Raw genomic sequence first — 22,112 nt, forward strand, 5'->3', positions numbered from 1 at the left:
GGGAACTCCAGGGGCACAGCGTGCGAGAATCACCGCATGTCAGAGGCACCTCCCGGCCCCCAGGACGCCGCACCGGAGCCCCCCGAGAGCGCAGAGCCGGCGCGGAGCACGGAGCGAACCTCGCGGGCGGGCCACAGCCCGGAGCGGCTCGCGCTGCTCACCGAGGACCTCGGCGCCGCCCCGCCGGAGCGGCCCGGCGCCGGGCGCCTGCTCGCCGCGGCGGCCTCGGGTCTGCTGGTGATCGCCCTGCTGGTCTGGGGCCTGCCGTGGGCGACCGGCGCGAGCTGGGGCGAGATCGTCGCGAGCCTGGGTGCGCTGCCGTGGTGGTCGGTGCCCGCGATGATCGTGCTCGGCGCGGGGGCGCTGCTGCTGGAGGCGATGACGGTCCGCGCCGCGGTGCCCGGCTCCCGCCCCTCCCCCGTGCTGCAGGGCCATGCCGCCTCCCAGGGCGCCGCGCTCGCCCTGCCGGGCGGGTCCGTGCTGGGCCTGGGACTATTGGCCTGGGTCCTGCGTCGCAGCGGGATCGCCCTGCCCGTGGTGCTCACCGGCATCCTCGCCGCCTCGCTGGTCGAGATGGCGATCACCTCGGTGCTGGTGCCGCTGCTGGGCGCCGGCTCCTACCTGCTCGGCTCTGCCCTCACCCCGGCCGGCACGCTCGCCGCCGGCTGGCTGTGGGCGGCCGCCGTCGCCGCGGCCGGCGCCGTGATCGCTCTCGTCCTCAGCGCGGTGCTGCTGCGCCGCGGCGTGCTCACGGCGCTGCTCGCGCAGGCCGACGGGATGCTCCCCGCCGGGGCGTCGGCGGAGATCCTCCATCAGCGGGAGGCGCTGGTGGGGATGCTGCGGCGTCGGCTCCCCACCCTCGCGCTGCCCACGCTCGCGGCGCGGGCGCTCCAGCTCGCCGCCCTGTGGCTCGCGATCGAGGCGGTCGGCGCCGAGGTGCCCGCCCTGTTCGTCCTCGCCGTCTTCGCGCTGGGGAGGGTGCTCGCGCTGGTGCCGCTGACGCCGGGCGGCGCGGGGATCTCCGAGACGGTCAGCGGGGCGGCGCTGGTCGGCCTCGGGGTGGGCTCGGCCGATGCCGCCGCGGCGATGCTCCTGCTGCTGGTCGCAATGCTGGTGGTGCCGCTGCTGGCAGGGGCGGTCGCGGTGCCCGCGGCGCTCACGCGGACCCCTGCGCGGCGCTGACGCGTCCCACGGCGGCCGCGCGGGCGTCGTGCCAGCACCGACCGGGTCCAGGACCGGCCCGCGCCGTGGCTCAGCCCTCGTCGTCCTCGTCGAAGTCGGGGGTCTCGATGCCGAGGGCGGAGGAGGGATGCGCGAGGAACCCCTCCTGGACGCTCGGCTGCAGCGGGAAGCCGCCGATGCTCGCCCCGTGCTCGGTGCCGACGAAGGCGGGCTCGGCGGCGACGACAGCGGCGACCTCGTGCACGTGACGGCTCGCTTCCCTGCCGCGTCCCAGGAAGCCGGCGCCGGTGTAGCCACCCATGCGGCGGCCGCTGAGCCGCTCCGCCCGGACCGCCTCCTGATCGAGTTGCCTCGCGGCCGCGCGCAGGCCCGTGGCCAGGCGTCCCAGCTCCGGATGCTCCTCGCGGATCCAGCGCTCGTGGACCCGCTCCCCGATCCCCCGGACCTCGGGCGCCTCGGCGCGACCGACCTCGGCCAGCGTGTTCGCCAGGCGCAGGCGCAGGAGGGTGAGCCGATCCGCTCCACGGCGCTGGGCATCGGCGAGGGCTCGGAGGCCATGGGTGTCCGCGGTCATCGCGCTACTCCTTGTCACGAGGTCTCGGGGGTCACGAGGCCCCGGTCTCGGAGGCGTCGGGTCCCGCGGTGCGGCCTGTCCCGGTCATCGTAGGCGCTGCGAGCAGATCCGTGGCCAGCCAGTCGTCGAGGATCTCGATCGCCGTCGCCCGCACCGGCGGATCGGAGAGGAAGACGTCGTGACGCGCCCCGGTGACGGGCACGACCCGCACCCGGGGGCCGAGCCGTCGCGCGGCCGCGGCGAGGGAGCGCACGTCCAGGACGGTGTCCGCGTGGAGGGGGCGCTCGCCCCGCCTCGAGGTGATCGCGGTGCGGTCGGAGTGCATGACCAGCGCCGGTGCGGCGAGCGAGCCGGCGGCGGCCAGGCGCCGGTGCCCGTCGAGCATCGCCTTGAGGGTGCTGGCGGGGAAGCGGTGGCCCCCGGGAGGCTTCAGCTCGAGGTCGTAGTCGTAGTCCCCGCCCAGGTCACGGTGGGTGGCGCGGGCGTAGGCGTCGTCACCGACGGGAAGGATGGGCCTGCTCCTCAGCCGGCGGGCCAGCAGGTGCACCGGGCGCTCGAGCAGCCTCCGCGTGCCCGGTCCGAGGTGCATCTCGAGCCACGGCGAGTTCAGGGCGAGACCCCGGACCACGCCCGGATGGCGCAGCGCGTAGAGCGTCGCGACGAGTCCTCCCGCGGAGTGGGCGAGGATCACCGGGGGCGTGCTGCGGCCGATGCGGCGCAGCGAGGCGCCGATCTCCTCGTCGTATCGGCTGAGGTGGTCGATCTCGGTGGGCGTCTGACCGGGCAGGATGCTGCGGCCGTACTTGCGCAGGTCCAGGCCCCAGACGTCGTGGCCGCGGGCGCCGAGGTGGTCCATCAGGTCACGGTCGAAGACGTAGTCCGACCAGCCGTGCATGAGCAGCACGGGCGGGGTCCGTCCGGTGCGGGGAGCGTCGCCCGGGACGGGCTCGCGGTGGATGAGGCTCGCCTGCAGCGGTCCCTCGTCGTCGCTGCCGAGATCGATCCGGTGGAGCGTGTAGCCCGCTCCGAGCACCGGGTCGGTGCTCACACGTCTTTGGAGCTCTCCCGCAGCAGCTCGACGACCTCGCCGCGGCGGTAGCGGCGGTGACCGCCGAGGGTGCGCATGTAGGTGAGCTTGCCCGCCTGGGCCCAGCGAGTGACGGTCTTGGGGTCGACATGGAACATGCTCGCGACCTCCGCGGGCGTCATCAGCTCAGCGGCGTCGTCCCCGTCGGGCACTCCACCGGGGTGCTGATCCGTGGAAGCGTTCATCGAGGAGGAGACCTTTCGCTGGGGGAGTCGGCTCGAGACGGGACGGGGGTCCCCACTGCGCTCGAGTACCGACACAAGACTACCCGGTTAGGTGTGTGAGCCGGTAAAAGGCGGGCGCGAAACGCCCAATTCCTTCGCCGGGCAGTGCTCCGCCCGCCGCACCGGGTGCCACGGAAGGGGCGTCGGGCACGTCCGGAGGGTCGCGGTTCGCCGTCGGCCGGAGCGACCATGTACTCTGGGCATCCGAAACTAATGCCATCCTCCGGGTCGTCGAGCACACCCGGCACCCGACGCACAGGGGGTCAGATCCATGGGTCGCGGCCGACAGAAAGCCAAGCACACCAAGGTGGCACGGGACCTCAAGTACTACAGCCCGCCGACGGATCTCTCGGCGCTGCAGCGGGAGCTGCAGTCTCAGCGGAGCGAGACCTCCTCCGCCGACGGAGACGACTGGGGCGAGGACGCCGAGGACTGGGCCGACGAGGACGCCCCGTCCGCACATCGCCGCTGAGCGGCGCGCGGCAGGCTCCGCGGAGCACCGTGACACCGCAGGAGGGCCGACCCGATGGGTCGGCCCTCCTGCTGTGTGAGGGGTGGCCGCTCAGGCCCAGCCGGGGTGCTGGCCGGCGAGCATGACCGCGCCGCCCTCGACGCCCTTGGCGCCGGCGACGACGTGCTCGAGTGCATGGCCGGGCTCGGGCAGGGACTCCTCGGCCACGACCTCGCCGATCGCGCGGGCGCCGAGGCCGCGTTCGGCGAGCACGGCCAGGACCTGGTCGGCCTGCTCCTGCGCGACCAGGGCGACCATGCCGATGCCCATGTTCAGCGTGCCCTCGAGGTCGAGCTGCGGGACGGAGCCCCACCCGGCGACTCGGGAGAACACGGGGGCCGGCTCCCAGAGGGCGCGGTCCACGCGGGCCGCCAGGCCGTGCGGCATGACCCGGGCGAGGTTCGCGGCGAGGCCGCCGCCGGTGACATGGCTGAGGGCGTGGACGGCACCGGCGGTGCGGGCATCGCGCAGCACGGCCAGGAGGTCCGCGGTGTAGATGCGGGTGGGCTCCAGGAGCTCCTCCCCCAGGGTGCGGCCGAAGTCCTCGACGCGCTGCTCGAGGGTGAGCCCGGCGGCGGAGACCACGGCGCGGACCAGGGAGTACCCGTTGGAGTGCAGGCCGGAGGCGTCCATGCCGATCACCACGTCGCCCTGGCGCACCCGGTCGGGGCCCAGCAGGTCGTCGGCCTCGACCACGCCGACCGCGGCGCCCGCGACGTCGTAGTCCTCGGGGGACATCAGGCCCGGGTGCTCGGCGGTCTCGCCGCCGACGAGGGCGCAGCCCGCGAGGCGGCATCCCTCGGCGATGCCGCGCACGATGTCGGCGATCCGCTCGGGCACCACGGCGCCGCAGGCGATGTAGTCGGTCATCGCCAGCGGTGCGGCGCCGACCACGACGATGTCGTCGACGACCATGCCGACCAGGTCCTGGCCGATCGTGTCGTGCACGTCGAGGGCGCGGGCGATCGCGATCTTCGTGCCGACGCCGTCGGTCGAGGAGGCGAGCAGCGGGCGGCGGTAGTCCTTCAGCGCGGAGACGTCGACCAGTCCGGCGAACGCGCCGATCCCGCCGAGGACGTCGGGGCCGTGCGTCGCCGCGACGGCCTCCTTCATCAGCTCGACGGCACGGTCGCCCGCAGCGGTGTCGACACCGGCGGAGGCGTAGGTGATCGCATCGCCCGAGGCGGGGCGGGGGGTGGTGTTCATGCGTCCTTCCCGACGGCGGCCGGCTCGCCGGGGCGGGCCTGGAGGATGCCCTGTGCCCGGGCGACGGGCTCCGGCAGGGCGACCGGGTACTTCCCGGAGAAGCAGGCGGTGCACAGCCGCTCCTCGGGCTGGCCGGTGGCGGCGATCATCCCCTCCTCGGAGATGAAGCCGAGGGAGTCCGCACCGAGCGAGCGGGCGATCTCCTCGATGCCCAGGCCGTTGGCGATGAGCTCGGCCCGGGAGGCGAAGTCGATGCCATAGAAGCAGGGCCAGCGCACCGGCGGCGAGGAGATCCGCACATGGACCTCGGCGGCGCCGGCCTCGCGCAGCATCCGCACCACGGCGCGCTGCGTGTTCCCGCGCACGATGGAGTCGTCGATGACCACGAGGCGCTTGCCCTGGATCACCTCGCGCAGCGGGTTGAGCTTCAGGCGGATGCCGAGCTGGCGGATGGTCTGGGAGGGCTGGATGAAGGTGCGGCCCACGTAGGCGTTCTTGACCATGCCCTGCCCGTAGGGGATCCCGGACTCCTGGGCGTAGCCGATCGCGGCGGGGGTCCCGGACTCGGGGGTGGGGATGACCAGGTCGGCCTCGACGGGGTGCTCGCGGGCGAGCTGGCGTCCCATCTCAGCGCGGGACTCGTTCACGCTGCGCCCGGCGATGCGGGTGTCGGGACGGGCGAGGTAGACGTACTCGAAGACGCAGCCCTTGGGCTCCGCGGGGACGACCTGCTCGCTGTGCAGGCCCTGTTCGTCGACGATGACCATCTCGCCGGGGGCGACCTCGCGCACGAAGCTCGCGCCGCAGATGTCCAGCGCCGCGGTCTCCGAGGCGATGACCCAGCCGCGCTCGAGCCGGCCCAGCACCAGCGGGCGAATGCCCTGCGGGTCCCTCGCCGCGTACAGCGCGGTCTCGTCCATCAGGGTGAAGCAGTACGCGCCGCGCAGGCGCGGCATGACGTCGCGCAGCGAGTCGGCGAGGGTGCCCTCGGAGTTCAGCAGTGCGGTGACCAGGGCGGTGTCGGTGGTGTTGCCGCGGGCGATCTCGCCGGTGCGGGGCGTGCCCTGCCGCTCGTGGATCAGCTCGAGCAGCTCCTCGGTGTTGACGAGGTTGCCGTTGTGGGCGAGCGCCACGGTGCCCTCGTGCCGGGGGCCGAGGGTGGGCTGGGCGTTGGACCAGACGGAGCCGCCGGTGGTCGCGTAGCGGGTGTGCCCGATCGCGATGTGCCCCTGGAGGGTGCCGAGGGAGGCCTCGTCGAAGACCTGGGAGACCAGTCCCATGTCCTTGTAGACCAGGATCTGCGAGCCGTCGGAGGTCGCGATGCCCGCGGACTCCTGGCCGCGGTGCTGCAGCGCGTACAGCCCGTAGTAGGTCAGCTTCGAGACGTCCTCGCCGGGGGCGAAGACGCCGAAGACCCCGCAGGCGTCCTGCGGGCCCTTCTCCCCGGGGAGCAGGTCATGGGAGAGTTTTCCGTCGCCGCGTGCCACCGGTCCATGATGCCACAGCGAGGTCCTGCCCCCGCCGTGCGGTCCGTCTCGCGGGCAGGGCGCGCCAGGCAGGGCGCGGCAGGCAGGGCGCGGCACCCGCCCGCCGACGCGATCCCCGGTGCGGGAGGCGTGCGCTCGACCGCGGGGCGCGTGCACTCGGCCAGAGGATACGGGCGCTCAGCGGCGGCGGCGGTCCTCGCGACGGTGGCGGCGCGCGTCGACGAACGAGGCGATCGCGGCGAGCGGGAGCCCGATCACGACCATGGCCAGCAGCACGAAGTTCACGACACCGCGGAGGTCGCCGAAGCCGAACAGCGGCACGCTCAGCAGGGCCAGGACCCCGGGCACCAGGAAGGACAGCAGGACCCAGAACCCGAGAGCGGGGGCGCGCCTGCGGCGGACGTAGAGCGCGGTGCGCGGACTCCCGGCCTCCCCGGCCCCGTCCGCCTCGGCCGGCGTCCCGTCGGCCCCCGTCGTCGCGACCGACGTCTCGTCCTCGGCCCGTGCGCGGCTCGTCGCCGAGGCGTCGGCGTCGGTCAGGTCAGCGTCGGGGGTCGCGTCGACGGCATCCTCCGCGGCGTCCGTGCGGCCCGTCAGGTGCTCGCGATCCTCGTCCTCGGGACGGGTCTGGGGGTTCTCGGTGGTGTTCACGGTGTTCACAGCTCTCCTGCGGCATCGACCGCCGCGGCGACGATCGCCGGGTCGGTCAGGGTCTCGGGGGCGTCGGGCTCGACGGGCGCACCGGGCCGCCGACGGGCAGAGAGGTGCACGGAGCCGACGCCGGAGCGACGGACGAGGTCCACGACGTCGGCGGGGCGGACCCCTCCCCCGGCGCAGATCTCGACGAGGTCCTCGGCGGCGTCGACCATCGCGGAGAGGTCGTCGGCGCCGTCGAGGGCCCGAGCCTGCCCTCCCGAGCTGAGAACTCGGTGGATCCCGAGGCCGATCGCGGCCTGGACGGCGGCGACGCGGGCCTCGCGCGAGGGCATCGCGTCGACGGCGCGGTGCAGGGTGAGGGTCAGTCCGCGGCCGGCGCGCTGGGCGGCGAGGAGGGCGCTGTCGCGCACGGCCTCGAGGGCGGGGAGGTCGAGCTCGCCGGCCTCGGTGAGCACCCCGAGCACGACGCCTGCGGCGCCGGCGTCGACGACGGCGGCCGCATGGTCCGCCATCCGCTCGATCGCGTCGGCGTCGGCCGCGAACTCGGCCGGCCTGCCGAGGAAGTCCGCGCTGCTCGCGCGGGGGCGGATCAGCACGTGGACGTCGAGGTGGGGCTTCGCGTCCCGGGCGGCGACGAGCTCGCGGGCGCGGCGCACGGCCTGCTCGACGAGCTCGGGCGCGGGGGTGGTGCCGCCGAGGTCGAGGTCCTGGCACAGCTCGATCCGGTCGGCGCCGGCGAGCGCGGCGACCTCGAGGCCGGCGAGGTCCTCCACGGCGATCTCGACGGCGGGGCTCATCGCGTCCCCTCGGCGGTCGGCTCGCCACGGTCCGGGGCCGACCCGTCGACGCTCGGCGCCTCGCCGTCGGCGGGCCGCGCGCCGGTGCCGCGGGCGGTGCGGACCGTGCGTCGCGGGCCGGGCAGGGGCAGCAGCTCGGAGAGGTCGCTGCGCTCGCCCGAGGCGGTGACCCGGCCGTCCGCGGCGGCATCGTCCCAGGTCAGGTCGCCGGTGACGAGCGCGAGCCAGGTCGCGGCGTCGGTCTCGACCACGGCGGGCGGGGTGCCGCGGGTGTGACGGGTGCCGGCGATGGCCTGGACCGCGGCATAGGGCGGGACCCGCAGCTCCACGGCGCCGCCGGGGTGCTCCTCGGCGAAGAGCTCCAGGGTGTGCCGCACGGCGGGGGCGAGCACCGGGCGGCGCGCGGCCGCGGGATCCGTCGCCCAGGCCGCGAGCGCGGCGCGGCCGGCCTCGGGGTCGGTACGGCGGGTCACCACGTCAGGCCGTCGTCTCCGGCAGGAGGTCGTGGACGGCGATGGTGTCGGCGCGGTCCGGGCCCACGCCGATGGCGCTGATGCGGCAGCCGGCGAGCTCCTCGAGGCGTCGCACGTAGGCCTGCGCGTTCTCGGGCAGCTCCTCGAAGGTGCGTGCCTCGGAGAGGTCCTCGGTCCAGCCGGGCAGGGTCTCGTAGACCGGCACGGCGTGGTGGAACTCGGTCTGGGTCATCGGCATCTCGCGGTGGATCACGCCGTCCACGTCGTAGCCGGTGCAGATCGGGACCTCGTCGATGCCGGTGAGGACGTCGAGCTTGGTGAGCACGATGTCGGTGAAGCCGTTGATGCGCACCGCGTGGCGGATCATCAGCGCGTCGTACCAGCCGCAGCGGCGGGGACGGCCGGTGTTCACGCCCACCTCGCCGCCGGTCTTCTGGAGGTACTCGCCCCACTTGTCCTCGAGCTCGGTGGGGAACGGTCCGGCGCCCACTCGGGTGGTGTACGCCTTGACGATCCCGATCACCCGGTCGATGCGGGTGGGGCCGACTCCGGTGCCCGTCACGGCGCCGCCCGCGGTGGGGTTGGAGCTGGTGACGAAGGGGTAGGTGCCGTGGTCGACATCGAGGAAGGTGGCCTGGCCGCCCTCCATCAGCACGACCTCGCCGCGATCCAGCGCATCGCCCAGCAGCACGGTGGTGTCCACGACCATGGGGCGCAGGCGCTCCGCGTAGGAGAGCAGGCCCTCGACGATCTCGTCGACCTCGACGGCGCGGCGGTTGTAGAGCTTGACCAGCAGCTCGTTCTTCTGGCGCAGCGCGCCCTCGACCTTCTGCCGCAGGATCGAGGCGTCGTAGAGGTCCTGCACGCGGATGCCGAGGCGGCCCACCTTGTCGATGTAGGCGGGGCCGATGCCGCGCCCGGTGGTGCCGATCGCGCGCTTGCCGAGGAAGCGCTCGGTGACCTTGTCGAGGGTCTGGTGATAGGGCGCGACGATGTGGGCGTTCGCGCTGATGCGCAGGCGGGTGGTGTCCACGCCGCGCGACTCGAGCATGCCGATCTCCTCGAACAGCGCTTCGAGGTTCACCACGACGCCGTTGCCGATCACGGGCGTGACCTGCGGGGAGAGAATTCCGGCGGGGAGGAGCTTCAGCTCGAACTTCTCGCCGTCGACGACCACGGTGTGGCCGGCGTTGTTGCCCCCGTTGGGCTTGACGACGTAGTCGACGCGCTCTCCGAGCAGGTCGGTGGCCTTGCCCTTCCCCTCGTCGCCCCACTGGGCTCCGACGATCACGACGGCGGGCATGGCGACTCCTGGGAACGATGTCGGGACTTCTGCACAGGTGACCGCGTGCGGTGCACAGGGCCGCGTGGATCCTACCAAGCGCCATCCGGGAGCACGTCCGAGGGGTGACGGCTGGCGCTGCATCCGGTGGCGCTCAGCCAGCATCCGACCCCGCATGCGGCCCCGGCTGCGCACTGGGCGCCACTGGTTGCACACGCACCGCCCACGCTGTCCGGGCCGGCTCCGATCCTGCCAGGCCAGCGCAGGTCCAGCCGGTCTGGCCGGGCTCGCGCAGGCCCGGGCCGGGAGCCGGCTCAGTCCAGCAGGGTCGGGTCGGCCTCGCGCAGGAAGTCGGTGATGCGGTCGGCCTCGGACTGGTCGCCGAGGCGGCGGGAGACCTCTCCCAGCAGCGCGAGCGCCCGCAGCACGCCACGATTCGGGGCGTGGGAGGCGGGGATCGGGCCCTGGCCGCGCCAGCCGTTGCGGCGCAGCGCGTCGAGACCCCGGTGGTAGCCGGTGCGGGCGCAGGCGTAGGCGGTGATCTCGTCACCGTCGCTCAGCGCGTCCTCGGCGAGGGTGGCCCAGGCCAGAGGGGAGTCCAGATGCCGGGCGACGACCTCGCGCGGCTCGCCCTCGACGAGCTCCTCGGCGACCTGGACGTCGACGAAGTCGTCGGGGAGGCGGGTCTCCGGGATGCCCAGGAGATTCCCGCTGGTGAGGTTATCGGTACGATCAGCCATGCAAGCATCGTAGGCGCAGCCGCCCGATGACCACAGAACAGAGTGAATCGCCCATGTCACACACGCAGGACGGCTCCGAGCTTCTCACCGGGTCCGGAGCCGGTGGGCTGCTCCGCTCGGCCGTCGGCAACTCGGGCGGGGTGCTGCACAGCTGGCAGCTCGACCACGTCGACCACCGGCCCGGCCGCAGCACCAAGGCCCTGTACCGCACCCAGGTCTCCTGGCCCGAGCTGGACGGCCCCCAGGCGCCGGCCCGGGAGGAGCTGTTCGGCGCGAGCGCCCACATCGGGGAGCGCGAGAAGAACCTCTACGTCGCCGAGCAGACCCTGGTGATGACCGACGGGGACATCAACGTGCGCGTGTGGCGCTACCCCCACGATCCGTGGCTGCCGATGCTCCCGCAGGTCTGCTATCCCGACATCGTCGGCCGCACCCTGCATGACCTGGGCGTCTCCCTCGGTCCGGACCCGTCCGAGCCGATCGCGATCGACGTCGTCTCCTACCGTCCCGGCCGGCGCGCCGTGCTGCGCGCCTCCCAGGGCGCCGCGGCCGTGTATCTCAAGGTCATGCAGCCGCACCGCAGCGGCGAGATCGTGGAGCGCCATCAGCGCCTGCTCTCCGCCGGGGTGCCGGTGCCCGAGGTCATCGCGCACCATCAGGGCCTCGTCGTGCTCGCGGAGCTGCCGGGCCGGCCGCTCGCCCGCGCGGTGATCGACGAGGGTGTGGACTCCTGCCGCGCCGAGGACCTGGTCGCGCTGCTGGACCGCCTGCCCGCCTCCATGTACGGCCTGTCGCTGCGGCCGCCGTGGACCGACTCGGTCGAGTTCTACGCGGGGATCGTCGCCTCCGCCGTTCCCGCGCTCGGGCCGCGCCTGGACGCGCTGGTGCGGGAGATCCGCGAGGGCCTGGCCGCGATCGAGCAGCGCATCGACATGCGCCCGCACGACGTCGTCCACGGCGACTTCTACGAGGCGCAGGTGTTCGTCCAGGACGGCAGGGTCGTGGGGCTGCTCGACATCGACACCGTCGGTCCGGGCCGACGCGCCGACGACCTCGCCTGCCTGCTCGCCCATCTCAGCGTCCTGGCCGACTACGGCAACGCCGGGCGCATCGACCGCGGCATGCAGCAGCGGGTCGAGGACGCGATCCGCACCTGGCACGAGACCTTCCAGGAGCGGGTCGATCCGGTGGAGCTCGCGCTGCGCTCCGCAGGGGTCGTGCTCTCGCTCGCGACCGGGCCGCACCGTCAGCAGGAGGCGGCCTGGGAGGCCGCGACCGAGGCGATCGTGCGCGTGGCCGAGGAGTGGGTCGCCGCGGCACGGCACGCGGAGCGGCAGCGGATCGACCGGGCCGCGGCGGCGCAGTCCGCGACGCCCGCCCCCGGCCAGCCCGCCGCGCAGCAGGCTGGTCCGGCCGCGGGGGCGCAGCACGCCGCGCAGTCCAATCCGACGCAGGGGCCGACGGGCGTGCGGCAGGCCCCCGCCCAGGGCGTGCACGTGCCGAGCGGTCCCGGGATCGCTCCCCCGTCGGGCTCCTCGGCGGTGCAGCAGTCCGCTCCGCCGCAGCGCTCGGCGCCCTCGCAGTCGGCGCCCCACCAGTCGGCCCAGCACGTTTCGGCCCCGCACCCGTCGGCCCCGCAGCACTCGGCACAGCAGCACTCGGCGCCGGCGCACCACTCGGCACCAGCTCAGCAATCGGCACCCCCGCAGCAGTCGGCACCGGCTCAGCAGTCGGCGCCCCCGCAGCAGTCGGCCGCGCCGCAGTACGTCGCCCCGCCGCAGCAGCACGGCGCCCCTGACCGCTCCGCGCCGCCGCAGCAGTTCGCCGCACCGGTCCAGCAGTCGGCACCGACGCAGCCGGTTCCCCCTCAGGCGGCGCCGCAGCAGTCCGCTCCCCCGCAGGCTCCGTCGCAGCCGTCCGCTCCCCCGACGGACCGCCCGTCCGAGCCGGTCGACCAGCACCCCGAGGACGACTCCCCCACCCAGGAGCGGAGGATCTCCTCGATCTCTCCCCGCTGACCCCGCGCCAGCGGAGCCCGCACCTGTGCCACGATCGAGGGCATGCGTGCAGTGCTCCAGAGAGTCGACGGTGCCCGGGTCGAGGTCGAGGGCGAGGTGGTCGGAGAGATCACCGGCGAGGGCCTCGTCGCGCTCGTCGGCGTCACCCATGAGGACGGCCCCGAGCAGGTCGCCACGATCGCCCGGAAGATCGCCGAGCTGCGGATCCTGGACGGCGAGCGCTCGGTCCAGGACACGGGCGCGCAGGTGCTCGTGATCTCGCAGTTCACCCTCTACGCCGACGTGCGCAAGGGGCGCCGTCCGTCCTGGAACGGCGCCGCCCCGGCCCCGGTCGCCGAGCCGCTCGTGCAGCAGGTGGTCGACGCGCTGCGTGAGCGAGGGATCACGGTCGCGACGGGCCGCTTCGGCGCCCACATGCGGGTGGCTCTGACGAACGACGGGCCGGTGACGATCCTGCTCGAGGCCTGAGCACCCGGAGCCTCGGCTGGAGGATCAGCCGCGCAGCATCCGGTGGAGCTCGGGGACCGTCGCGGCGTAGGGCAGGTCGGCGGCGCGCTCGGCGTCCCCGCCGTAGCCCCAGCCCACCAGCACCGCGTCGAGGCCGTGCACGGCGGCACCTTCCGCGTCGTGCAGCCGGTCCCCCACCATCACGGCCCCGTCGGCCGCGGAGACGCCGAGCCGCTCGAGGACGCTGGCGATCACCTGCGCCTTGTGGGTGCGGCCCACGGCGAGATCGGTGCCGCCGATCAGGTCGAGGTCCGCGGTGAGGCCCTGGTGCTCCAGCACCCTGCGCGCGGTGGTCTCGGGCTTGTTGGTCGCGATCGCGACGGTGCGGCCGTCGGCCCGCAGCCCGGAGATGAGGTCCGCCATCCCGGCGTAGGGGACGCTGAACGTGTATCCCTCGGCGAGGTAGTGGTCGGTGTAGGCCAGGCGCAGCGCCTCGGCCCGCTCGGCGTCCAGCCCCAGCTCGGAGCGGAAGGAGTCCACCAGCGGCGGCCCGATGAAGGACTGCAGGCGCTCCGCACCGGGATGCTCCTCGCCGCAGGCGGCGAAGGCGTGCTCGAGGGCGGCGAGGATGCCGGGCGCCGACTCGACGACGGTGCCGTCCAGGTCCAGCAGCACGACGGGCACGGAGGTGAGATCACGGGAGGTCACTGCGGTCATGGCCCGACCTTATCCAGGCTGCCGGGTCGTGGGCCGTCCGGCCCGAGGCGCGGGCACCGGTTCGACGGCGAGCCGCGGCCCGGCCGGGACCCGCGGTTCGGACGGCACCCGCGCCGCCGAGCACCCGTCGGCCGCTTCGCGGCTCGACACCGCCGGCACCCGCGCCGCCGAGCGCCCGTCGGCCGCGTCGGGGCTCGACCCCGCCCGTGGCCACCGATGGCCACCGAATGCACGGCGGGCACCGGCCCGCGTAGGCTGGGGCAATGACCTACACACTCGTGCTGCTCCGCCACGGCGAGAGCGACTGGAACGCGAAGAACCTGTTCACCGGCTGGGTGGACGTCCCCCTCACCGAGAAGGGACGTCAGGAGGCCACGGAGGGCGGCGACCTCATGAAGGAGGCCGGCATCCTCCCCGATGTCGTGCACACCTCCCTTCAGCGTCGCGCCATCATGACCGCGAACCTCTCCCTGGATGCGGCCGACCGCCACTGGATCCCCGTCAAGCGCGACTGGCGGCTGAACGAGCGCCACTACGGTGCGCTGCAGGGCATGAACAAGTCGGAGATCCGCGAGAAGTACGGCGAGGAGAAGTTCATGGCCTGGCGCCGCTCCTACGACACGCCGCCGCCCGAGATCGAGTTCGGCACCGAGTTCTCCCAGGACCAGGACCCGCAGTACGCCGACCTCGGCGATCAGCTGCCGAAGTCCGAGTGCCTCAAGGACGTCGTCGAGCGCTTCCTCCCCTACTGGGAGGAGGGCATCAAGCCCGACCTCGTCGAGGGGAAGACGGTGCTGATCGCCGCCCACGGCAACTCGCTGCGCGCGCTGGTGAAGTACCTCGACGGCATCTCCGACGAGGAGATCTCGGGTCTCAACATCCCCACCGGACAGCCGCTGGTCTACGAGCTCGACGAGGACTTCCAGCCCGTCGAGAAGGGCGGCCGGTACCTCGACCCGGTCGCCGCGAAGGCCGCCGCCGAGGCCGTCGCCAACCAGGGCAAGAAGTGATCTGACCTCGCCCGTCGCGAGCGGCGCCCCTCACCTCCGGGTGGGGGCGCCGCTTCTTGTCCGCAGAACGCTCTTCGAGGACTGAGCATGCATCATGGGCGTGAACACCACGCCCTCGAGGAGATCCATGTTCACTCCCCACGTAACCGACGACTCCCGACCACCGCTGCGGCATCTCGATCGTTTCACCGAGCTGTGGGATCCGGCGTCGTACTCGGGGCAGGCGTGGATCGCCCTCTCGGCCACCCAGCTCGAGGACGACGAGGCACGAACGGCGGCACAGAAGCGACGGATCCTCGACGGATGGATCGACCTGCTGTCCGCGGGAGACGCCCCGATCACTCATCTCTATCTCTGCTCCCGAGTCCCCCAGAGACTCCTGGACGCGGTCTCTGGTCTGCCCGATCTGCGTTATCTCGCGGTGAAGTGGGGACCGTACGAGGACCTCGGCCCGCTCTCCGACCTGCACCTCATCGAGGCGCTCCGCCTGGGTGGCGCCTCTCGGGTCACTACTTTGGCGCCACTGCGACTGCTGCCCGATCTCGTCGAAGTGGACCTTTCCAACGCCTTCCGGCTCGCCGATTTCTCAGAACTCGGCGATCTCACCGCGCTGAGGTATCTCACGCTCGGCACAGGCATCGGGACAGACAGACTCCTGCACATCCCCGACCTCGAGTGGGTCCGGCCCTTGAGGCACCTGCACTGGTTCCATCTGCCGGGAGCGACGATCGACAGTGGTGATCTCTCCCCCGCCGCCGATCTCCCCGAGCTGGCGTATTTCGGAGCGCCCCTCCGATCGACCTGGAGATCTCAGGTCATGGCACTGTCCGAGTGCAATCCTGCGTTCTTGGACATGGCCATGGAATACCAGGCGCTGGAGAAGGGATGACTCCTCGCTCGCGCATGTACAGGTGCAGCGCGGAGTGCAACTACTTCCGCGTCTTCCCTGGGGTCCGGCGAGGTCGCTCTCTCAGCGGCGCTTGCGGGTCCCGAACAGGGAGCGGCTGATCTCGCGGCCGAGCACCGTGCCGGCCGAGCGGAGGAAGGACTTCACGGCGGGGTTGCCCATGAGACCCTCGTCCTTCTTCGCGGGCTTCTTCGCGGCGGGCTTCGCCTCGGGGTCCGCGCCCTTCGCGGAGCCCTTCCCTGCGGCCTCCTTCTCCGCGGCCGCGGCGTCCTCCGCCTCGGCGTCGGCCGCGGCGCGCTTCTGGAGGATCTCGTAGGCGGACTCGTTGTCCACCGCCTCGCCGTAGTCCTTCATCAGCGGCGAGGCCGCGGCGGACTCCTTGATGACCTGCTCGCCGGCGGGCTCCATCGAGCTCTCCGGGGCGCGCACCGCGGTGATCGCGACCGGCGTCGGGGCGCCGTCCTCGCTCATCACGGTCACGATCGCCTCACCGGTGCCGAGCGCAGGGATGACCTCCTCGAGGTCGTGCTCGGAGGTGGGGAAGGTCTTGGCTGTCGCCTTGAGCGCCTTCGCGTCGTCCGGGGTGAAGGCGCGCAGCGCGTGCTGGACCCGGTTGCCGAGCTGGGCGAGGACGTCGCCGGGGATGTCCTTCGGGGTCTGGGTGATGAAGAAGATGCCCACGCCCTTGGAGCGGATCAGGCGCACGGTCTGGACCACCTGGTCCAGGAACGCCTTGGAGGCGTCCTTGAACAGCAGGTGCGCCTCGTCGAAGAAGAACACCAGCTTCGGCACCTCGGCATCGCCCACCTCGGGCAGCTCCTGGTACAGCTCGGCCAGCATCCACATCATGAAGGTGGAGAACAGCGCCGGGCGAGAGGCGACCCCGGGCAGCTCGAGGCAGGAGATCATGCCCGCGCCGTCCTTCGTGCGCAGCAGCTGCTGGGTGTCGAAGGCGGGCTCGCCGAAGAAGACGTCCGCGCCGGAGGCCTCGAAGGCGGTGAGGCTGCGCAGGATCACGCCCGCGGTCGCGCTCGAGATCCCGCCGATGCCCTTGAGCTCGTCCTTGCCCTCGTCGGAGGTGAGGAACTGGATCAGCGCGCGCAGGTCCTTGAGGTCCAGCAGCGCCAGGCCCTGGGAGTCCGCGTAGTGGAAGATCAGCCCGAGCGAGGACTCCTGGGTGGGGTTCAGCTCGAGCACCTTCGCCATCAGCACCGGCCCGAAGTCGCTGACGGTGGTGCGGATCGGGACGCCCTCGCCCTGCCCGCCGAGGGTGAAGAACTCCGTGGGCGCCGCCCGGGAGACCCACTCCTGGCCGCGGGCCGCGGCACGCGCGGTGAGCTTCTCCGAGGCCTCGCCCGGCACGGCGATACCGGAGAGGTCGCCCTTCATGTCGGCGACGAACACGGCGGCGCCGGCATGGGCGGCCTGCTCGGCGATGACCTGGAGGGTGCGGGTCTTGCCGGTGCCGGTGGCGCCCGCGATCAGGCCATGGCGGTTCAGCATCGAGACTGCGAGGTTCACCGGCACGCTCGGGTCCGGCTCGTCCCCGTCGAGCATCGCACCGAGGTGGATCCGCGCGCCCTCGAAGCCGTAGGCGGTGCGGATCGCCTCGGCCTCCTCCGAGCTCGCAGGCGGCGCGGCCGGGGCGTCCTGCGCCGCGGGCGCCGAGCCGTCCTGGGCCGGCGCGGCGGCCTGGGCCCCGTCGGCGGCCGAGGCCTCCGGCGCGGCGGCGTCGGGCGCGGGAGCGTCCTGCGCCTCGGGCGTGGCGGGTTCCTGCTGCGGGCTGGTCATCATGGCCTCCTCGCCGGCGCACCGGCGCGCTCGTGGTCGGGACGCACCGATCGTAGCGGGAGGGGGCGGCTGACCCGTTACCGTGATCACATGAAGCCACCCCCGCCGGCCGAGATCCGCGCCGAGGACGAGCTCGCCGCCGCGGACGTGCGCGTCATGCTCACCGCCCCCTCCCGCACCGCCCTGCTCGACAACCTCGGGATCGCCGACCAGGACGCCTCCGAGCTGCTCCCCCTGCTCGACGCCGCCGCGGCCGACGAGGAGGTGCTCACCGAGGTGACCGCGACCGCGAACCGTCTGCGCGCCGCCGCCGGGCTCGAGGTGCCCGAGGTCGACCTCGCCGCCGAGAAGGACCGCCACGACGGGCTCCAGCAGCGCCTCGCCCCCGGGGAGGGCCTGGTCGCGATCCTCGCGCTGCTGGTCTCCACCTCGACGGTGCGCGCCTGGCACGACGCGCGCGGCCTCACACGAGAGCAGTCCTGGGAGGTGCTCGCCGATCTCGGCCAGCAGTTGCGGGTCCACCGCGCGGGCACCGGGCGGCTGGGCCTCCACCAGCTGAACTGGATGAGCATGAACTGGACGGGGCGGCTGGTGCACCTCGGGCGACTCCAGTTCGACCTGCACCGCCAGAGCGTCGCCCTGCTCGCGGGCACCGGCTCGACGCCGTCGGCCGACGACCCCCGCCGCTGGGTGCTCGGCACCCACATCCCGGCGCGCGGCCCGCTGGACCCGGCGGAGGTCGACGCCTCCTTCGACGCCGCGACCGCGTATTTCGCGGAGCACTACACCGAGCTCGGTGCGGGGCGCGGCGTGGAGGAGCCCGCGTTCGGCCATGAGTTCGTCTGCGACTCGTGGCTGCTGAGCGACCAGCTCGCCGAGATCACGGGAGTGGGCTCGAACCTCGCCCGCTTCGCCGCGCGCTGGGAGATGCTCGAGCGCTCCCGGATGGACGACGGGGCGCTCTTCTTCGTGTTCGGCCGACGTCCTCCGGTCGACGTCGCCGCGCTCCCCCGCACCTCGCGCCTCGAGCGCGGGGTCGCCGAGCGCCTCGAGGACGGGCGCGGCTGGACCGGCGGGCTCGGGCGTCTGATGCGCTGAGACGGCCGGCGGACCGTCGGTTCAGAGGTCGATGTCGGGCTCGTCGTAGAGCGCGATGACCTGGTCGAAGGCGCCGACCAGGTCGATGCCGCGGCGCATGGAGATCGCGAAGGCGCTGCGGGTCAGCGCGAACGAGACCTGCACCAGGATCACCGCATGATCGCGGGCGAACTCGCCCTCCAGCGCCTGCTCCAGCACCTCGACCAGCTCGGTCTGCATGGCCTGGAGGTTCCCGCTGTTGACCAGGTGCAGGGCCGGCTCCTGCTCCATCACCTGCTTCTTCAGCTCGCGCAGTCCCTGATCGACGGGGATGTTCGCGATCGCCTCGCGCATCATCGCGCGCATCGCGTCCCGCACGGGCATCACCTCGAGCTTGTCCCGCAGCGAGGTGACGGCGCGCTTTCCCTCGTCGCCGATCACCCCGAGGATCGCGGACTCCTTGGTGGCCCAGTGGTTGAAGAAGGTGCGGGTGGAGACCCCGGCACGCTCGGCGATCATCTGCGCCGTCACGGCCGAGAGCCCGTGCTCGACCACCAGCTCGAGCGCGGCGCGGTGCATCGCCATGCGGGTCTGGCGCTTCTTCTGCTCCCGCAGGCCGAGCTCCTCCGAGCCCGCGGGGTCATGGTCATCGGTCGTCTGCGCGGAAGTCACGCCCCCATCCTAGGCCCGACACATCACAAAATCTGCACTCGATGCAATAGTGCAGTCAATGCAACAGTTCTGTAGTGTGTGCGAGTCACAGCCCGACGGGGTGCTGCGGCCGTCTCCCCACCGCTCACTCCCGAGGACCTCATGACTGCATCCACCACCCGGGCACCGCAGCCGGCCGCTGCGGAGCCCGCCGCCTTCACCGGCCTCGACCGCCAGGGCAAGCTCGTCTTCGTCGGGCTCATGCTCGGCATGTTCGTCGCCTCCCTCTCCCAGACCGTCGTCGGCCCCGCGATGCCGCGCATCGTCGCCGAGCTCGGCGGCGTCGAGCACTACAACTGGATCGCGACCGCCGCGATGCTCGTCTCCGCCGTCGCGGTCCCCGTCGTCGGCAAGCTCTCCGACCTCTACGGGCGCCGCTGGTTCTACCTCGGCGGCCTCGCCGTGTTCATGATCGGCTCCGTGCTCGCCGGCCTCGCCCAGGGCTTCTGGTTCCTGGTCTTCGCCCGCGCCGTGCAGGGCCTGGGCATGGGCACCCTGATGCCCCTGAGCCAGACGATCGTCGGCGACATCATCCCGCCCCGTCAGCGCGGCAAGTACCAGGGCATCATGGGCGCCGTCTTCGGCGTCACCTCGGTCGCCGGCCCGCTGATCGGCGGCACCATCACCGACCACGTCGGCTGGCGCTGGCTGTTCTTCCTCACCCTGCCGCTGGGCGTGGTCGCCTTCGGCTTCATCCTGCGCTTCCTCCACCTGGAGAAGTCCCAGCAGCACGGCAAGGTCGACTTCTGGGGCATCCTCACTCTCACCCCGGGCCTCGTGCTCGCGCTGCTGGCCACCACGTGGGGCGGCGGCGACTACGAGTGGACCTCCCCCGTGATCATCGGGATGTACGCGGTGGCCGCACTCTTCCTCGTCGCCTTCGTGGTGATCGAGACCCGGGTCGAGGAGCCGCTGCTACCCCTGCACCTGCTGCTGCGCCCGATCGTGGCGCTGTCGGTCGCGGCCTCCTTCGCGATCGCGGTGGCGATGTTCGGCGCGATCATCTACATCCCCGTCTACGCGCAGGGCGTCATGGGCGTCTCCGCCACCAACTCCGGCATGATCCTCGTCCCGCAGTCGCTCGCGATGATCCTCACCTCGATCCTGGTGGGCCTGCTCATCTCCCGCACCGGCCGCTACCGCCCGTTCCTGATCCTGGGCGGCGTGGTGATGGTCGCGGGCTACCTGCTGCTGGCGAACCTCTCCTACGGCGACACGCAGTGGCACCTGACCCTCGCGATGATCGTGATCGGCCTGGGGCTCGGCCTGTCGATGCAGGTCTACACGCTGGTCGTGCAGAACGCCGTCTCCCGCCGAGAGCTCGGCACCGCGACCGCCGCGATCCAGTTCTTCCGCAACATCGGCTCGACGGTGGGCACCGCCGTGCTCGGCACCGTGATGACCGCCTCGATGTCCACCGCGATCCCCGAGAAGATCGCGGCCCTGCCGCCCGAGCAGCTCGCCGCGCTGCAGAGCACGGGCGGTGAGGTCGACACCAGCACCCTCGAGAACGCGGTGCTGGACCCCTCCGCCCTGGCGAAGCTGCCCGAGTTCCTCGTGGACCCGGTGCGCGGCGGGCTGAGCGATGCGATGCACGACGTGTTCCTCACCGCGGTGCCCTTCGCGGTCCTCGCGCTGGTGCTCTCGCTGTTCATCAAGCACGTGCCGCTGCGCGAGACCGTCGAGACCGCCGATGAGCAGGTCGCACAGCCCGGCCTCGACGCGGCCGCGGAGCTCAGCGGCACCGGCTCCGAGCCGGAGGACCTCCACCCCCGCACCGGGCCGATCCCGGTCGTGGACCCCGAGGCCGACGCCGACGCCGACGCGGGACAGCGCCCCGCCGACGACGGACGCGATCCGGTGGGCACCGCCCGCTGACCCGGTCCGTCGGCCCGTCGGCCGTCGACCCACTCCGGCGACGCACCTCGCCGAGACGCCGAGAGCTCCGTTCCACCCGCTCCACCCGGGAGGAACGGAGCTCTCGGCACTTCGGGCAGGGCGTCTCGACGGGCGGGGCCGCGACACGGGCCGGTGCCCGATGCGCCCGGACGAACGCCCAGGCGCCCCGTGCCCGTCGTGAAAAGATGGGCGGATGCTGCTCGTGGATCACTTCCCGCCCGCCCTCCCCACATCGCTCGAGGGGAGGGTCACCACGCGCCTGCCGATCCCGGTGGACGTCGCCCCGGTGTCCGCGCTGCTCACCGCCTCGATGCGCCGCTACGACCCAGAGGCCACACCCGACGAGGCCGGCCTGCGCTCGCGCATGGTGGGGCTGAAGTCGTGGGCCCGACGCCAGGTGGTCGTGGTCCCCGTCGCCGCCGACGGCGCCCCCTCCCTCGACCTGCCGCCGCTGGCCTGGATCTCGCTCGAGGACCGCGCCACCGGCCGCACCAACGTCCAGTTCACGATCGCGTCGGAGGCCCCGGAGCGGGATGCGCTCGCCGCCTCCCTGCTGGACTGGGCCGTCGAGGTCGGCGGGTCGTTCGCCCGCGCCCGCGGCGTGGAGACCTCCAAGCTCACCACCGATGCGAACGAGCTCGACACCGACAAGGAGCGCCTGCTCGCGGCGGCCGGCTACGCACAGGTCCGCACCTGGCTGCACATGCGCCGCCATGTCGAGGCGGAGGAGGCGACGTCGACGCCCGCCCCGCGCGAGGGCACGCGGGTGCGAAGGGTCAACCTCCACGACACGGGCCTGCCGGTCGCCCAGGACGTCCGCACCGTGCACCGGATGCTCGAGGAGTCCTTCGCCGACCACTTCAACTCCTACCGCGAGTCCTTCGCCGAGTTCGCCCAGCGCCTCATCGAGAACCCGGAGCAGGCGGACTGGGACCACTGGTGGATCGCCGAGATCGAGCGGGACGGACGCTGGCTGCCCGCCGGCGGCCTCGTCGCCGCGCCGATGAAGGCCACGGCCACCCGCGGCGAGGGCACCTACCTCGAGTACCTCGGCGTGCACCGCAGCGCCCGCGGCCACGGGGTGGCGAAGTCCCTGCTGCGCGCCGCGATCCGCGATGCCGCCGAGCGAGGACGGGAGTTCGTGGACCTCGAGGTCGACGACGACTCCCCCACCGGCGCCGACGGGATCTACGCCGCGATGGGCTGGGAGACCTTCGAGAGGACCCACTCCTGGCACGCCGTCGCCCCCTCGCACCCCTCGCGCCTGCTCGAGCCGCCGACGGAGGTCTGACGGGAAACCTGGCATTCATCGAGC

Annotated in this window: 22 protein-coding genes; 9 read left to right on the top strand and 13 right to left on the bottom strand. The window is 72.9% G+C overall.

The window, feature by feature from the left end; all coding sequences use genetic code 11:
• Positions 1-36 precede the first annotated feature (36 nt).
• Positions 37-1,182 carry a lysylphosphatidylglycerol synthase domain-containing protein gene (locus Y09_RS11735; RefSeq protein WP_234695713.1) on the top strand — a complete coding sequence of 382 codons (1,146 nt, stop codon included), beginning with the start codon at positions 37-39 and terminating at the stop codon, positions 1,180-1,182.
• 70 nt (positions 1,183-1,252) lie between these two features.
• Here Y09_RS11735 and Y09_RS11740 read toward each other — a convergent pair whose 3' ends face one another.
• Genes Y09_RS11740 through Y09_RS11750 form a run of 3 tightly spaced genes read right to left on the bottom strand, consistent with a single transcriptional unit; the run spans position 1,253 to position 3,028 of the window.
• Complete coding sequence (locus tag Y09_RS11740; RefSeq protein ID WP_010551232.1) at positions 1,253-1,756, bottom strand: hypothetical protein; 504 nt, start codon at positions 1,754-1,756, stop codon at positions 1,253-1,255.
• Between the two features lie 31 nt (positions 1,757-1,787).
• Complete coding sequence (locus Y09_RS11745; protein WP_053917885.1) at positions 1,788-2,804, bottom strand: alpha/beta hydrolase; 1,017 nt, start codon at positions 2,802-2,804, stop codon at positions 1,788-1,790.
• A complete protein-coding gene (locus tag Y09_RS11750) occupies positions 2,801-3,028 on the bottom strand; it encodes a BldC family transcriptional regulator (RefSeq protein WP_050815757.1) in 228 nt (75 codons plus the stop codon). Before Y09_RS11750 ends, Y09_RS11745 begins: the two co-directional genes overlap by 4 nt.
• Positions 3,029-3,338: 310 nt before the next feature.
• Between Y09_RS11750 and Y09_RS11755 the strand changes: the two genes are divergently transcribed.
• Positions 3,339-3,539, top strand: a complete 201-nt coding sequence (locus tag Y09_RS11755) for a DUF3073 domain-containing protein (protein WP_029360640.1) — start codon at positions 3,339-3,341, stop codon at positions 3,537-3,539.
• A gap of 90 nt (positions 3,540-3,629) precedes the next feature.
• On the opposite strand, the gene purM is transcribed toward Y09_RS11755, so the two are convergent.
• From purM to Y09_RS11790, 7 genes are all read right to left on the bottom strand, one after another.
• Positions 3,630-4,784, bottom strand: coding sequence for a phosphoribosylformylglycinamidine cyclo-ligase (gene purM, locus Y09_RS11760; protein WP_053917886.1), 1,155 nt, complete (start codon positions 4,782-4,784; stop codon positions 3,630-3,632).
• Entirely contained in the window at positions 4,781-6,271 is a 1,491-nt protein-coding gene (gene purF, locus Y09_RS11765; RefSeq protein WP_053917887.1) for an amidophosphoribosyltransferase, read from the bottom strand. The genes purM and purF overlap by 4 nt, the downstream gene beginning before the upstream one ends.
• A 177-nt stretch (positions 6,272-6,448) precedes the next feature.
• Positions 6,449-6,931, bottom strand: a complete 483-nt coding sequence (locus tag Y09_RS11770; protein ID WP_053917888.1) for a hypothetical protein — start codon at positions 6,929-6,931, stop codon at positions 6,449-6,451.
• On the bottom strand, positions 6,928-7,725 hold the full coding sequence (locus Y09_RS11775) for a copper homeostasis protein CutC (RefSeq protein ID WP_053917889.1): 798 nt from the start codon (positions 7,723-7,725) through the stop codon (positions 6,928-6,930). Before Y09_RS11775 ends, Y09_RS11770 begins: the two co-directional genes overlap by 4 nt.
• Positions 7,722-8,201, bottom strand: a complete 480-nt coding sequence (locus Y09_RS11780; RefSeq protein WP_053917890.1) for a sterol carrier family protein — start codon at positions 8,199-8,201, stop codon at positions 7,722-7,724. The genes Y09_RS11775 and Y09_RS11780 overlap by 4 nt, the downstream gene beginning before the upstream one ends.
• A 1-nt stretch (position 8,202) precedes the next feature.
• Complete coding sequence (locus Y09_RS11785) at positions 8,203-9,501, bottom strand: adenylosuccinate synthase (RefSeq protein WP_053917891.1); 1,299 nt, start codon at positions 9,499-9,501, stop codon at positions 8,203-8,205.
• A 293-nt stretch (positions 9,502-9,794) separates the two neighbouring features.
• On the bottom strand, positions 9,795-10,220 hold the full coding sequence (locus Y09_RS11790) for a DUF3151 domain-containing protein (protein ID WP_053917892.1): 426 nt from the start codon (positions 10,218-10,220) through the stop codon (positions 9,795-9,797).
• Positions 10,221-10,273: 53 nt separating this feature from the next.
• Here Y09_RS11790 and Y09_RS11795 point away from each other — a divergent pair, with 53 nt between their 5' ends.
• Entirely contained in the window at positions 10,274-12,238 is a 1,965-nt protein-coding gene (locus Y09_RS11795) for a phosphotransferase family protein (protein WP_053917893.1), read from the top strand.
• 42 nt (positions 12,239-12,280) lie between these two features.
• Positions 12,281-12,706, top strand: a complete 426-nt coding sequence (dtd, locus tag Y09_RS11800) for a D-aminoacyl-tRNA deacylase (protein WP_053917894.1) — start codon at positions 12,281-12,283, stop codon at positions 12,704-12,706.
• 24 nt (positions 12,707-12,730) lie between these two features.
• On the opposite strand, the gene Y09_RS11805 is transcribed toward dtd, so the two are convergent.
• Positions 12,731-13,402: an HAD hydrolase-like protein gene (locus tag Y09_RS11805; protein ID WP_053917895.1), complete on the bottom strand. Its 672-nt coding sequence runs from the start codon at positions 13,400-13,402 to the stop codon at positions 12,731-12,733.
• Positions 13,403-13,665: 263 nt separating this feature from the next.
• Here Y09_RS11805 and Y09_RS11810 point away from each other — a divergent pair, with 263 nt between their 5' ends.
• Both Y09_RS11810 and Y09_RS11815 read left to right on the top strand, forming a co-directional pair.
• Positions 13,666-14,412 carry a phosphoglyceromutase gene (locus Y09_RS11810; RefSeq protein WP_053917896.1) on the top strand — a complete coding sequence of 249 codons (747 nt, stop codon included), beginning with the start codon at positions 13,666-13,668 and terminating at the stop codon, positions 14,410-14,412.
• A 127-nt stretch (positions 14,413-14,539) separates the two neighbouring features.
• On the top strand, positions 14,540-15,301 hold the full coding sequence (locus Y09_RS11815; RefSeq protein WP_053917897.1) for a hypothetical protein: 762 nt from the start codon (positions 14,540-14,542) through the stop codon (positions 15,299-15,301).
• A gap of 81 nt (positions 15,302-15,382) precedes the next feature.
• Here the strand turns inward: Y09_RS11815 and Y09_RS11820 are convergent, their stop codons facing one another.
• Positions 15,383-17,110 (bottom strand): helicase HerA-like domain-containing protein, encoded by a 1,728-nt coding sequence (locus Y09_RS11820; protein WP_053917898.1) that lies wholly within the window; start codon positions 17,108-17,110, stop codon positions 15,383-15,385.
• A 90-nt stretch (positions 17,111-17,200) separates the two neighbouring features.
• Between Y09_RS11820 and Y09_RS11825 the strand changes: the two genes are divergently transcribed.
• On the top strand, positions 17,201-18,208 hold the full coding sequence (locus Y09_RS11825) for an acyltransferase domain-containing protein (protein WP_053917899.1): 1,008 nt from the start codon (positions 17,201-17,203) through the stop codon (positions 18,206-18,208).
• Between the two features lie 21 nt (positions 18,209-18,229).
• Here Y09_RS11825 and Y09_RS11830 read toward each other — a convergent pair whose 3' ends face one another.
• Entirely contained in the window at positions 18,230-18,859 is a 630-nt protein-coding gene (locus Y09_RS11830) for a TetR/AcrR family transcriptional regulator (protein ID WP_053917900.1), read from the bottom strand.
• A 141-nt stretch (positions 18,860-19,000) separates the two neighbouring features.
• On the opposite strand from Y09_RS11830, the gene Y09_RS11835 reads away from it, so the two are divergent.
• Entirely contained in the window at positions 19,001-20,776 is a 1,776-nt protein-coding gene (locus Y09_RS11835) for an MDR family MFS transporter (protein WP_053917901.1), read from the top strand.
• A gap of 214 nt (positions 20,777-20,990) precedes the next feature.
• Positions 20,991-22,088, top strand: a complete 1,098-nt coding sequence (locus Y09_RS11840) for a GNAT family N-acetyltransferase (RefSeq protein WP_053917902.1) — start codon at positions 20,991-20,993, stop codon at positions 22,086-22,088.
• The last annotated feature ends 24 nt before the right edge of the window (positions 22,089-22,112 follow it).

The organism is Brachybacterium sp. SW0106-09, from assembly GCF_001293905.1.
Classification (GTDB): Bacteria; Actinomycetota; Actinomycetes; order Actinomycetales; family Dermabacteraceae; genus Brachybacterium; species Brachybacterium conglomeratum.